General features: G+C 70.2%; 11 protein-coding genes and 1 tRNA gene. 4 read left to right on the top strand and 8 right to left on the bottom strand.

From position 1 onward, the window contains the following. Positions 1 to 21: 21 nt before the first annotated feature. Complete coding sequence (locus ACIRRH_RS02890) at positions 22 to 810, bottom strand: helix-turn-helix domain-containing protein (protein WP_403060747.1); 789 nt, start codon at positions 808 to 810, stop codon at positions 22 to 24. Between the two features lie 101 nt (positions 811 to 911). After that, positions 912 to 997 (bottom strand) — tRNA-Leu (locus tag ACIRRH_RS02895). A 106-nt stretch (positions 998 to 1103) separates the two neighbouring features. On the opposite strand from ACIRRH_RS02895, the gene ACIRRH_RS02900 reads away from it, so the two are divergent. After that, on the top strand, positions 1104 to 1760 hold the full coding sequence (locus ACIRRH_RS02900; RefSeq protein WP_403060750.1) for an ANTAR domain-containing response regulator: 657 nt from the start codon (positions 1104 to 1106) through the stop codon (positions 1758 to 1760). Between the two features lie 58 nt (positions 1761 to 1818). Here ACIRRH_RS02900 and ACIRRH_RS02905 read toward each other — a convergent pair whose 3' ends face one another. The 6 genes from ACIRRH_RS02905 to ACIRRH_RS02930 all read right to left on the bottom strand — a co-directional run bounded on the left by ACIRRH_RS02905 (position 1819) and on the right by ACIRRH_RS02930 (position 8640). Beyond that, positions 1819 to 2535 (bottom strand): ABC transporter ATP-binding protein, encoded by a 717-nt coding sequence (locus ACIRRH_RS02905; RefSeq protein ID WP_403060753.1) that lies wholly within the window; start codon positions 2533 to 2535, stop codon positions 1819 to 1821. After that, positions 2532 to 3341 carry an ABC transporter ATP-binding protein gene (locus ACIRRH_RS02910; protein WP_403061103.1) on the bottom strand — a complete coding sequence of 270 codons (810 nt, stop codon included), beginning with the start codon at positions 3339 to 3341 and terminating at the stop codon, positions 2532 to 2534. Before ACIRRH_RS02910 ends, ACIRRH_RS02905 begins: the two co-directional genes overlap by 4 nt. Before the next feature lie 8 nt (positions 3342 to 3349). Beyond that, positions 3350 to 5281, bottom strand: a complete 1932-nt coding sequence (locus tag ACIRRH_RS02915; protein ID WP_403061105.1) for a branched-chain amino acid ABC transporter permease — start codon at positions 5279 to 5281, stop codon at positions 3350 to 3352. A 5-nt stretch (positions 5282 to 5286) separates the two neighbouring features. After that, on the bottom strand, positions 5287 to 6216 hold the full coding sequence (locus ACIRRH_RS02920) for a branched-chain amino acid ABC transporter permease (protein WP_224275464.1): 930 nt from the start codon (positions 6214 to 6216) through the stop codon (positions 5287 to 5289). 131 nt (positions 6217 to 6347) lie between these two features. Continuing rightward, complete coding sequence (locus ACIRRH_RS02925; RefSeq protein WP_403060756.1) at positions 6348 to 7577, bottom strand: branched-chain amino acid ABC transporter substrate-binding protein; 1230 nt, start codon at positions 7575 to 7577, stop codon at positions 6348 to 6350. A 598-nt stretch (positions 7578 to 8175) separates the two neighbouring features. Then, positions 8176 to 8640, bottom strand: coding sequence for a PaaI family thioesterase (locus tag ACIRRH_RS02930; RefSeq protein WP_224275458.1), 465 nt, complete (start codon positions 8638 to 8640; stop codon positions 8176 to 8178). Positions 8641 to 8864: 224 nt separating this feature from the next. On the opposite strand from ACIRRH_RS02930, the gene polA reads away from it, so the two are divergent. The 3 genes from polA (at position 8865) to ACIRRH_RS02945 (ending at position 12736) form a co-directional block, all read left to right on the top strand. Further along, entirely contained in the window at positions 8865 to 11600 is a 2736-nt protein-coding gene (gene polA, locus ACIRRH_RS02935; protein WP_403061107.1) for a DNA polymerase I, read from the top strand. Positions 11601 to 11702: 102 nt separating this feature from the next. Beyond that, positions 11703 to 12317: a hypothetical protein gene (locus ACIRRH_RS02940; RefSeq protein ID WP_403060759.1), complete on the top strand. Its 615-nt coding sequence runs from the start codon at positions 11703 to 11705 to the stop codon at positions 12315 to 12317. A gap of 17 nt (positions 12318 to 12334) precedes the next feature. Next, a complete protein-coding gene (locus tag ACIRRH_RS02945; protein ID WP_403060762.1) occupies positions 12335 to 12736 on the top strand; it encodes an NUDIX domain-containing protein in 402 nt (133 codons plus the stop codon). Positions 12737 to 12787 lie beyond the last annotated feature (51 nt).

Raw genomic sequence — 12787 nt, forward strand, 5'->3', positions numbered from 1 at the left:
CTCTCGGGGGCTGCGCCGCTGTCAGTGCTTGGGGCCGATGTGGGCGTCCATGAGGGCGACGGAGTCCTTGCGGGCGACGGAGATGTTGACCTGGCCGGTGGAGCGGGGGATTGCAGCCTTCCACTGGACGCCGACGGCGTCGAGGGTGGCGGTGAAGATGCCGATGATGTCGGTGGACGTGTTGGTAAAGAAGTACCTCGGGTACTCGTAGCGCTTCTTGACGCCGCCGACCGTCCTGGTGGCCCAGTTGGTGATGCGGCAGCCGTCGGAGTGGATCAGGCCGCGGAGGAACTCCCAGGGGTGGGCGTCGACGATCTTCTGCTGCCAGGGCTCCAGGGCTATGGTGCGCTCGTGCTTCTTGCCGGGACCGTGTTGGGGGAAGTAGCACGTCAGGTGGTTCGAGTAGACCTTGACGTCGCGACAACCGGTGCGCTGGACTCGGCATGGCTTGTTGTTGGGGAGGACCTGGCGCATGGCCTGCTCGACGGAGTCCATGACACCCGGCCACTTCTCGTCGCAGGTGATCTGGAGGCTTTGGGTCCTGCGGTACTCGTTGGGCAGCAGGATGTGCCCGTCGCCGAGGTAGAGGCCCAGGAGGTAGGCGTATGCAGGGTGGTTCAACTGGTCGCCGTAGCAGTGCGGACAGGTGGAGCGTTTGCGGCCGGGGAGCTTGCCGTGCTTGGCGCGGTCGTAATGCTTCCAAGCGCCGACCGTGCCGTTCGGGACGCCGAGTCGGCGGGCCACCTCGGCGTTGCGGACGCCCCGGCGAAGGAGGCGGACTGCTTGTTCGCGCACAGAAAGAGTGGTCATGTGCGTCAGATTGAGACACGTTAGACCGGGTGGTGGACGCTTTGGGTGTGGTCCACTGGATAAGGTGAATTCCCCCAGACCTGGGAATATGAGGAAAATTCTGGTGCCGAGTGTGGGATTCGAACCCACACGCCCTTTCAGGCAATCGCTTTTGAGGCGATCGTGTCTGCCCTTCCACCAACTCGGCTTGTTCGCGTCCGTGAAGGATACCCTGTGAGCACTGTCTGGCGCAGCTAGGTACCCTCGTGCATGCAGTACCCCGCCGGAAGCACTGTTGCAGTACTAGGAGCCCCGTGAGCACCGCCGACGAGCAGGCGCAGCCGCTTGAGACCGATCCGCCCCAGATCACCCGAATTGTGATCGCCGAGGACGAGGCGCTGATCCGCCTCGACCTCAAGGAGATGCTCGAGGAGGAGGGGTACACCGTCGTCGGTGAGGCCGGCGACGGGGCGACGGCGGTGCGGCTCGTGGAGGAGCTGAAGCCGGACCTGGCGATCTTCGACGTGAAGATGCCGGTGCTGGACGGGCTGTCCGCGGCCGAGCAGATCCACGAGAAGCACCTGGCGCCTGTTCTGATGCTGACGGCCTTCTCGCAGCGGGAGCTGGTGGACCGGGCCCGCGATGCCGGGGCGATGGCGTACATCGTCAAGCCGTTCTCGAAGTCGGACCTGGTGCCGGCGATCGAGATGGCGGTCTCCCGGTACGCGGAGATGCGGGCGCTGGAGAAGGAGATCGGGGACCTCAGCCAGCGACTGGAGACCCGGAAGCTGGTGGACCGGGCGAAGGGCGTGCTCCAGACCAAGTTCGGGCTGAACGAGCCGGCGGCCTTCCGGTGGATCCAGAAGACCTCGATGGACCGTCGGATGACGATGGCGGCGGTGGCCGAGGCGGTCATCGAGGAGGGTGAGGCCCAGGACCGCAAGAAGGCGGAAGAGGGCAAGTCCGAGTAAGGCATGCGCGAAGGGCCCGGCAGAGCGTTTCTGCCGGGCCCTTCGCGCGTTCAGGGGCTCAGTCCTCGCCGAGGTAGGCCTTGCGGACGGACTCGTCGTGCAGGAGGTCGGCTCCCGTCCCCGAGAGGACGATGCGGCCGGTCTCCATGACGTAGCCGCGGTCGGACAGGGAGAGCGCCGCCTGGGCGTTCTGCTCGACCAGGAGGATGGTCGTCCCGGACGACTTCAGCTCGACGATGGTGGACATGATCTTCTGCATCATCAGCGGGGACAGGCCCATCGAGGGCTCGTCCAGCATGAGCAGCTTGGGCTGGGACATCAGCGCCCGTCCCATCGCGAGCATCTGCTGCTCGCCGCCGGAGAGCGTCCCGGCGGCCTGCCGGCGGCGTTCGCCGAGGATCGGGAACAGCCCGTAGGCCCGCTCGACGTCGGCCGTGATGCCGGCCGCGTCGGTGCGCAGGAAGGCGCCGAGGAGGAGGTTCTCCTCGATGGTCATCCGGGGGAAGATGTGCCGCCCCTCGGGGGAGTGGGCGAGGCCGAGTGCGACGATCTTGTGCGCGGGCACCGCACTCAGGTCCTGGCCGTCGAAGGTGATCCGTCCGGCGGTGGGCTTGAGCAGGCCGGACAGGGTGCGCAGGGTGGTGGTCTTGCCGGCACCGTTGGTGCCGATGAGGGTGGTGACCTCGCCCTGGGCGACGGTGAAGCTGATGCCCTTGACGGCCTCGATCTTGCCGTAGGCGACGCGGAGGTCCTGAACTTCGAGAAGTGCGGTCACTGGTCGGACTCCGTAGCAGCCGGGGTGGTGCCTTCGAGCGGGGCGCCCAGGTAGGCGGTGATGACGCGTTCGTCGTTCTGGACGGTCTCGCGGTCGCCCTCGACGATCTTCTGGCCCTGGACGAGTACCGCGGTGCGGTCGCAGAGGTTGAAGATGAAGCGCATGTCGTGCTCGATGACGAGGATGGAGATCCCCTTGTCGCGGATCGCGAAGACGAGTTCCTCGGCGGCCCGGGTCTCCTGGGGGTTCATGCCGGCGGTGGGTTCGTCGAGCAGCAGCAGGCCGGGTTCGGAGGCCAGGGCGCGGGCGATCTCCAGCTTGCGCTGCTCGCCGTACGGGAGGTTGCGGGCGAGGTGGTCGGCCTTCTCGGCGAGGCCGGTGAACTCCAGGAGTTCCATGGCCTTCTCGCGGCTCTGCGCCTCGGCGCGGTGGTAGCCGGGGCCGCGCAGGATGGCGGAGAAGATGCCCTCCTTGGTGCGGGTGTGCCGGCCGACCAGGACGTTCTCCAGGACGGTCATGTTGGCGAACAGCCGGATGTTCTGGAAGGTGCGGGCGATGCCGGCCTGGGTGACCAGGTGGGGCTTGGGCGGCAGCAGGGTGTCGCGGAAGCGGACGGCGCCCTCGGTGGGGACGTACAGGCCGGTGAGGCAGTTGAAGAAGGTGGTCTTGCCGGCGCCGTTGGGGCCGATCAGACCGATGATCTCGCCCTCGCCGACGGTCAGCGAGACGTCGTTGACCGCGGTGAGGCCGCCGAAGCGCATGGTGACGCCGGTGACTTCGAGCAGGGGTGCGGCGGTGGTGGTCATCGGGTCGGTCACGCCCCTGCCTTGGTGAGTGCGGTCGGCTCGTCGGAGGCCTGGGCCGGGACGGCGGCCTCGTGGAACTCCAGCTGCCGGCGCCGGTTGGGGATGAGGCCCTCGGGGCGTACCCGCATGAGCACGATGAGGGCGGCGCCGAAGGCGAGGAGCTGGTAGTCGGCGAGGAATTCGAGCTTCTTCGGGATGAGGAAGAGCAGGGTGGCGCCGGCCAGCGGGCCGCTGATGGTGCCCATGCCGCCGAGGATGACCGCGGCGAGCAGGAAGGCGGAGTTCGGCGGGAGGGCCTCGGCGAAGGTGTACTGGTCGGGGGTGACGGTGTAGCTGACGTGGGCCTGGACGGTGCCGGCCAGGCCGGCCAGGAGGGCGCCGAGGGCGAAGGCGAGCAGCTTGAGCCGGAAGCCGTTGATGCCCATGGCCTCGGCGGCGGTCTCGTCCTCGCGGATGGCGACCCAGGCGCGGCCGATGCGGGAGTTGCCGACCCGGGCGAAGACCAGCACGACGAGGGCGGTGACCAGCAGCATCAGCAGGTAGTAGTTGGAGAAGCGGCCGAGTTCGACGCCGAGGACGGTGTGCGGGTTGCCGAGGTCGAAGCCGAGGATCTGGAGGTCCGGGATGCGGGGGATGCCGTTGGAGCCGTTGGTGACCTTGGGGCCGGTGGTGCCGTTGAGGTTGAGCATGGTGATGCGGAAGATCTCGCCGAAGCCGAGGGTGACGATGGCGAGGTAGTCGCCGCGCAGCCGCAGGGTGGGGGCGCCGATCAGTACGCCGAAGATCATCGAGACGACGGCGCCGGTGAGCATCGCGGCCCAGAACGGGAACTGGACGTGGATGGGCGAGGCGGGGGAGCCGGAGACCAGGGCGGCGGCGTAGGCGCCGACGCCGAGGAAGGCGACGTACCCGAGGTCGAGCAGGCCGGCCAGGCCGACGACGATGTTGAGGCCGAGGGCGACGGTGGCGAAGATCAGGATGTTGGTGGCGACCGAGGTGTACTGGTCGCTGGTCTGGGTGAACGGGAAGCCGGCGGCGGCGGCGAAGGCGGCGCCGGTGGTGACCGGGCGGTGCTTGACGGTCAGCGCGCGCAGCCGGGCGAGCAGGCCGGACTTGGCGAGGGCGGGGACGGCGAGGGCGACGAACAGCAGGTAGCCGGTGAAGAGTTCGCCGTACTCGGTGTCGATGCCGAAGGTGATCGCGAACAGTCCGATCCCGAAGGCGAGGACGATCAGCAGCACCTCGACCCAGGAGGGGAGCGCGCGCGGCGTGGCCAGCGGGCGGTCGATCCGGCCGAGCCGCAGCCCGCTGTTGGCGAGGTGGCCGAGCTGGAGCAGCAGGACGGCGCCGGCCGCGATGGCGAGGCCGCCGGCCAGGGCGGTCATGACCGGGGCGACCGGCTTGTCCTCGGGGATGGCGTGGGCGCCGAACCAGGCGGCGGGGGCGACCGGGACGAGCAGGAAGAGGCGCTTGTCGAGGATCCGCAGCGGGACGGCGGTGCGGCGGTCGAGCGGCAGGCCGAGGGCGCCGAGGACGGCGATCAGGCCGCCCGCGGCGAGCACCCAGCCGCCGGGTTCGAGGTTGGCGAGGCCGCCGAGTTCGGCGGAGATGGAGGCGACCGCGTAGACGGCGACGGCGAGGGCGCCGGTGGCGGCGTACAGGACGGCGTTGTTGCTGCGGGCGGGGGCGGCCCAGCGCAGGCCGGGGACGCCCTGGCCGGCGAGCAGCAGGACGAGGGTGAGCAGGCCGGCGGCGAGGGCGAGCCACTGGAGGCCGGCCGGGGAGCCGTAGTACGTGAGGTCGCCGGGGAATTCGGAGGTCCAGGTCCAGGACATGGCGGCGGAGGCGGCGGTGGCGAGGGCGCCGAGTCCGGTGACGGCCGCGGCGGCGCGGGCCGGCAGCGGGATGACCGGGGTCGTCTCGGTGTGGGTGGTGGTCATGGTGGTCACGCCCTGTCCGCGACGCGCTCGCCGAGCAGGCCCTGGGGCCGGATCAGGAGTACGAGGATGAGGAGAACGAAGGCCCAGACGTCCTTCCAGGCGCCGCCCCCGAAGAGGTGCATGCCGGGCAGGTGCTGGATGTAGCCGGTGGCGAGGGCTTCGGCGAGGCCGAGGGCGATGCCGCCGAGCATGGCGCCGTAGATGTTGCCGATGCCGCCGAGGACGGCGGCGGTGAAGGCCTTGAGGCCGAGGATGAAGCCCATCCGGAAGTCGACCTGGCCGCTGCGCAGCCCGTAGGCGACGGCGGCGACGGCGGCGAACGCGGCGCCGATGGCGAAGGCCATGACGATGATGCGGTCGGTGTCGATGCCCATCAGCTTGGCGGTGTCGGGGTCCTGGCTGGTGGCCTGCATGGCGCGGCCGGAGCGGGTGCGGGTGACGAACCAGCCGAGGGCGAGCATGCACAGCGGGGCGGCGATGATCAGGAAGAGGTCGCTGCGCTGGATGGTGACGGAGCCGAGGCTGAACGGGTCGCCGGGGAGCTTGGGGAAGACCCGGGCCTTCTTGGCGTCCGGGTAGAAGGAGAAGACGAGCTGCTGGAGGAAGATGGACAGCCCGATGGCGGTGATCAGCGGGGCCAGCCGGGGGGCGTTGCGCAGGGGGCGGTAGGCGAAGCGCTCGGCGGCGACGGCGGTGAGGGTGGAGACCAGGATGCCGGCGATCAGCATGAGCGGCAGGGCCAGCCACAGGGTGGTGCCGCCGGGGAGGGCGAGGTAGGCGGTCAGGGCGCCGAAGCCGCCGACCATGACGATCTCGCCGTGGGCGAAGTTGATGAGCTGGACGATGCCGTAGACCATCGTGTAGCCGATCGCGACGAGCCCGTAGAGGGCGCCGAGGATCAGGCCGTTGGCCAGCTGCTGCGGTAGGTCGTGCACCGCTGGGCCTCCGTAGTGCGTTCGGGGGTGTCCGCGTGGGTGGTGGATGTGGGTGCGCGCGGGGGCACTCGTGGCGCCCCCGCGCGCGGTGGTGGAGAAGTGGCGCTGGTGGTGCTGTTGGTGACTTGGCGTCAGCCCTTGAAGGTGCCGGACTTCTCCACGGCCCACTTGCCGTCCTTGACGACGTAGACGGTGAGCTGCTTGTTGGTGGTGTCGCCGAACTCGTCGAAGGAGACCGTGCCGGTCACGCCGTCGAAGGTGACCTTCTGGACGGCGTCGCGGACGGCCTGGCGGGTGGGGGCCTTGCCGTTGCTGTCCTTCGCGGCCTGCTTGACGCCCTGGATGATGGCCCAGGCGCTGTCGTAGGAGTAGCCGCCGTAGGTCTCGTAGGCGTCCTTGTAGCCGGCCGTCTTGTAGTCGGCGATGTACTTCTTGGCGGTGTCGAGGGTCTCGACGGGCAGGCCGACGGCGGTGGCGTAGTCGCCCGCGCTCTTGGGGTTGAGCTTGATGTAGTCGCCGCTCTGCATGCCGTCGCCGCCCATCAGCGGGATGTTGACGCCGGCTTCCTTGAGCTGGAGGGAGAGCGGGCCGGCCGCGGGGTACTCGCCGCCGTAGTAGACGGCTTCGGCGCCGGAGCTCCTGACCTTGGTGACGATGGCGGCGAAGTCGCGGTCGTCGGGGTTGACGTGCTCCTCGCCGACCAGGGTGCCGCCGAGCTTGGTGAACTCGCCCTTGAAGGTGCCGGCCAGGCCCGCGCCGTAGGTCTTCTGGTCGTCGATCAGGAAGACCTTGGTCTTCTTGGCGTCGTTGTAGAGGAACTGGGCGGCGAACGGGCCCTGGACGGCGTCGGTGGTGGCGGTGCGGAAGTAGGACTTGAAGGGGCGCTTCTTCTCGCCGTTGGCCCACTTCTCGCCCTGGCTGAGGGCGACGCCGGTGTTGGCGGGGGAGACCTCGACCAGGTTCGCGTCGTCGAAGATCTGCTGCATCGACTGCGCCACACTGGAGTTGAGCGGGCCGACGACGCCGAGGACCTTGGAGTCGCCGACCAGCTGGGTGGCGTTCTGCTGGCCGGGGGCGGGCTTGCCGGTGTCGTCGAGGGCCTTGATCTCGAACTTGATGCCGGGGACCTCGTTGGTCTCGTTGGCCTTCTTGACCGCGAGGTCGACGGAGTTGCGGATGCCGAGGCCGAGGGCGGAGAGGTCGCCGGTGAGCGGGGCGTCGACACCGATGACGACGGTGGTGGAGCCGGAGTTGGCGTTGCCGCCGTCGCCGCCCTTCTTCTCTCCGCGGGAGCCGCAGGCGCTGAGGCTGAGGGCGCCGATCACGGCAATGCTCACGACAACTGCTGAACGGTGACGCACGAGGGTCCCCTTCGGTTCAGGAGGCGCCCGCGCCTGAGTGGCGGGAGCCGAAATGCGCGGAGGGCCTGGCCCAATCGAATGGCGCGGTGACTGGCCGTGACTCTAGATGCCGTTGGGCGGCTCGGGCAGTGTTGGGGGCAGGCTGTGATTCTCTTGTTATGAGCACACGGAGCATTTGTCTCACCATGTGGTCGTTCCGGCTCGATCGACCCTGCGATGTCGGGCGTTTACGCGCTGATGGGGCGATGTAAGGGCCAGAAATGGGGGTTGCAGCTGGCAGCGTCGACTATCGGACACTGGTGTCCGATGCCCTGGTTTCGGCCTTGAGCGTCCGCATTGCGGACATCGAGGGCGCGACCGAGCGGCCCCGGGGCGCCTGAAGGCCCCGGAACCGGCAATTGATCGGATTTCTCACTTGTTACGCAGCGTTACGGGCGCCGGTTTTGCGCCGGATGCGCCCGGACATGCGAACGCCCCCCTGTCCAGACCAACGCCTGCCCAGGGTGGCGGAAGGTCAAACAAGGGGGCGGAAAAGGGACTTGATGTCGTCCGGAGTGAACTCGCGGATGCCCGACGGACGTTGTCGGGTCTCCGGGCGTCAGAGGTCGCGCAGCATGCAGGTCAGCCGGCAGCTGGTGATCCGCCGGCCGGTGTCGTCGGTGATCGCGATCTCGTAGGTGGCGGCGGTACGGCCCTTGAACACGGCCGTCGCGACCCCGGTCACCAGCCCGGAGGTGGCCGAGCGGTGGTGGGTGGCGTTGAGGTCCACGCCGACCGCGTACCGGCCGGGGCCGGCGTGCAGCATCGCCCCGATCGAGCCCAGCGTCTCGGCCAGCGCCGCCGACGCGCCGCCGTGCAGCAGCCCGTACGGCTGCTGGTTGCCCTCCACGGGCATGGTGCCGACGACGCGGTCGCCGGAGGCCTCGACGACCCGGATGCCGAGCTTCTCGCCGAGGTGGCCGCCGGAGAAGGTCTCCGGGTTCACGCCGAGCTTGGCGAAGTGGTCCAGCACGTCCTGCGGGACGTGCAGGACGGGGGCGGTGTCGGGGGCCGCATCGGTCATGGGGAAGCTCCTGCCGCTCGGGGATGTGCCGCCTGTGATCGTACGACCGTCCTACTCGTAGGTAGCAGGTGCGGTCGGACCGGCGCGGCGTCCTTTTTGTCGGTGCCGGGCCATAGGATCGGTGGCCGGTAGTGGAATCGGCAGGAACGGACGTTGACGTGGCTACGCAGAGTACGGACAAGGGCGCGACGGGTGGCGGCGGGGCCGGCCCGCGGCCCCGGCTGATGCTGCTCGACGGGCACTCGATGGCCTACCGGGCCTTCTACGCCCTGCCCGTGGAGAACTTCAACACCTCCACCGGCCAGCCCACCAACGCGGTCTACGGCTTCGCCTCGATGCTCGCCAACACCGTCCGGGACGAGCAGCCCACCCACCTCGCCGTCGCCTTCGACCTCTCCCGGCAGACCTTCCGCTCCGTCGAGTTCCCCGACTACAAGGCCAACCGTGCCAAGACGCCGGACGAGTTCCGCAGCCAGGTCGGCCTGATCGGCGAACTGCTCGACGCCATGAACGTCCCCCGGCTGACGGCCGAGGGCTTCGAGGCCGACGACATCATCGCCACCCTGGCCACCGCCGCCGAGGCGGCCGGCTACGACGTCGACATCGTCACCGGCGACCGTGACTCGCTCCAGCTGGTCACCGACCACATCACCGTGCTCTACCCGACCAAGGGCGTCTCCGAGCTCACCCGCTTCACCCCGGAGAAGGTCACCGAGAAGTACGGCGTCACCCCCCACCAGTACCCGGACCTCGCCGCGTTGCGCGGGGACCCGTCCGACAACCTGCCCGGCATCCCCGGCGTCGGCGAGAAGACCGCCGCCAAGTGGGTCAACCAGTTCGGCTCCTTCGACGAACTCGTCGCCCGCGCCGACGAGGTCAAGGGCAAGATCGGCGAGAAGCTGCGCGACCACCTCGACTCGGTCAGGCGCAACCGGGTGCTCACCGAGCTGGTGCGCGACGTCGAACTCCCGCTCGGCGTAGCCGACCTGGACCGCAAGCCGTTCGACAAGGGCGCCGTCGGCACCCTGATGGAGTCGCTGGAGTTCCGCAACGCCAACTTCCGCGACCGGGTCTTCGGCATCGACCCGTCCGCCGGCGAGGAGGAAGCCGCCGAGCTCTCCCCCGGCGTCGAGGTGGACGGCGAACTCCTCACCGACCCGGGCACCCTGGCCGCCTGGCTGGCCGAGCACGCCTCCGACGGCAAGACCACCGTCGCGCTCGCCGCCGTCTACCAGTGGGCGCTCGGCTCCGGCGAGGTCACCGAAGTGGCCCTCGCAACAGTAGGGGCGGCGCAGAGCGCCTCGGACAAGGGTGGGGGTGGGCGACGGGAGGGCGAGGCCGCCGCCTGGTTCGACCCGGCGCTGCTCGCGGAGGAGGACGAGCGGGCCTTCGCCGGCTGGCTCGCCGACGCCACCGCCCCCAAGGCCCTGCACATCGCCAAGCAGGTCATGCGCGCCTTCGCCGAGCGCGGCTGGACGATCCGGGGCGTCGTCGCCGACACCGCGCTCGCCGCCTACCTGGAGAAGCCCGGCCGCCGCACCTTCACCCTGGAGGTGCTCTCCGAGGAGTACCTGGCCCGCTCGCTCAGCCCGGCCCCCGCCGCCGAGAGCGGCCAACTCGCCTTCGACGCACCGGAGGAGGACCCGACCGCGCACGCCCAGTCGCTGATGCTGCAGGCCCGCGCCGTGCTCGACCTCGCCGCGCTCTTCGACACCCGCCTCGCCGAGGTCGGCGCCGCCGGGCTGATGCACGACATGGAACTGCCCATCGCCGCCCTGCTGGCCCGCATGGAGCGCTACGGCATCGCCGCCGACCGCGAGTGGCTCACCGGCCTGGAGGCCCAGTTCGCCGCCGAGATCCAGCGCGTGGTGGAGGAGGCGCACGCCGCCGCCGGGCACGAGTTCAACCTCGGCTCGCCCAAGCAGCTCCAGGAGATCCTCTTCGGCGAGCTCGCGCTCCCCAAGACCAAGAAGATCAAGACCGGCTACACCACCGACGCCGACGCGCTCACCTGGCTGGCCACCCAGACCGACAACGAACTGCCGGTCATCCTGCTGCGCCACCGCGATCAGGCCAAGCTGCGCACCACCGTCGAGGGCCTGCTCAAGACCGTCTCGCCCAAGGGCCGCATCCACACCACCTTCAACCAGATGGTCGCCGCCACCGGCCGGCTCTCCTCGCAGGACCCGAACCTGCAGAACATCCCGGTCCGCACCGAGGAGGGCCGGGCGATCCGCCGCGCCTTCGTCGTCGGCGAGGGCTACGAGTCGCTGCTCACCGCCGACTACTCGCAGATCGAGCTGCGGATCATGGCGCACCTGTCCGAGGACGAGGCGCTGATCGAGGCCTTCGCCTCCGGCGAGGACCTGCACACCACCGTCGCGTCCCAGGTCTTCGAGGTCCCGGGCGCCGCGGTGGACGCCGAGATGCGCCGCAAGATCAAGGCGATGTCCTACGGCCTGGCGTACGGGCTGTCCGCGTACGGGCTCTCGCAGCAGCTCGGCATCAAGCCGGCCGAGGCCCAGGGCCTGATGGACACCTACTTCGAGCGCTTCGGCGGCGTGCGGGACTACCTGCGCCGGGTCGTCGACGAGGCCCGGGCGACGGGCTACACCGAGACCCTGCTCGGCCGCCGCCGCTACCTGCCGGACCTCAACAGCGACAACCGCCAGCGGCGCGAGATGGCCGAGCGGATGGCCCTGAACGCCCCGATCCAGGGCTCGGCCGCCGACATCGTCAAGATCGCCATGCTCCGGGTGGACGAGGCGCTGCGCACGGCCGGCCTCACCTCCCGGATGCTTCTCCAGGTGCACGACGAAATCGTGCTGGAGCTGGCCCCGGGCGAGCGCGAGCAGGTCGAGGCCCTCGTCCGCGAGCAGATGGCGGGCGCCTACCCGCTGCGCGCCCCGCTGGACGTCTCGGTCGGCGTCGGCCCGAACTGGGAGGCCGCCGCGCACTGACGCCCCTCGGGCGGGCCCGGGCACGCGAGTGTCCGGGCCCGTCGCTACGATCCTGCCGGTCCGCCGCGCAGTGGGCGCGGCTGTGAGCGGGGGGAAACGGCGATGGCGGAAACGGACGAGGGAGCGCGGCCGCGGAGGTTCCTGCGGCCCCGGCTGGTGGTGCCGGCCGGGCTGGCGGCGCTGCTGTTGGTGGGCGGATCGGTCTGGGCGGTGTCCGGTGGCGAGGGCGGGCCGACGGCGCCGGTCGGGGCAGGCGCGGCCACGCCGAGCGTGACGGTGACCGCCGAGCCGTCGGCGACGCCGACGCCCGAGCCGACCGAGGCGCAGCCCTCGCCGAGTCCGTCCGCGGTGCCGGAGCCCGCCCCGGCCCCGGCTTCCGCTTCTGTCGAGCCGGAGGCCGAGGAGCCCGGGAGCAGCGCCCCGACCGCCGCCCGGAAGCCGACCGCGAAGGCCGAGGCCACCCCCGCGTCCAAGCCGCAAGGGGCGCCCGCGGGGAAGCCCAAGGCCCCGGCGGCGCAGGACCCGCACAACCTGGCCCCGACGGCCTGCACCGACTGCCACTCCAACCCGCAGGAACCCGACCCGCAGCACACGTGCATCCACGACGCGGCCGGCAGGCTCATCACGTGCAGCCCCGTCCAGACCGGCATCCCGATCCTGCGCCCGGGCCAGTCGATGGGCACCCCCACTCCGGGCTGGCCCGACCACACCCACTGACCAAGAGAGGCGGGGACGTGGCAGCTGTCATCGACAAAGTGGCCTGGATCCACACCGAGGGCGGGAAGGTGCTGAGCACGCGTTCACGCGGCAAGGACGCCTACTACCTGCCCGGCGGCAAACGGGAGCCCGGGGAGAGCGACCCGGACACCCTGCTGCGGGAGATCAGGGAGGAACTCACCGTCGCCATCGCGCCGGAGTCGGCGGTACTGCTGGGAGTGTTCGAGGCTCAGGCCCACGGCCACCCGGACGGCGTCCTCGTCCGGATGACCTGTTACACGGCAGCGTGCGAAGGGCGCCTGGAGGCGAGCAGCGAGATCGAGGAGGTCGCCTGGCTCACCTACGGTGACCGGCACCGCTCGTCTCCCGTCGACCGGCTCGTCTTCGACCATCTCCACACGGCGGGCCTGCTGAGCTGACGCCGGGCCGGGGCGCTTCCCGCGCCGTTACCTGGACCTCCCGTCAGGCCC

It is taken from the genome of Kitasatospora sp. NPDC101235 (genome assembly GCF_044767505.1).
GTDB lineage: Bacteria > Actinomycetota > Actinomycetes > Streptomycetales > Streptomycetaceae > Kitasatospora.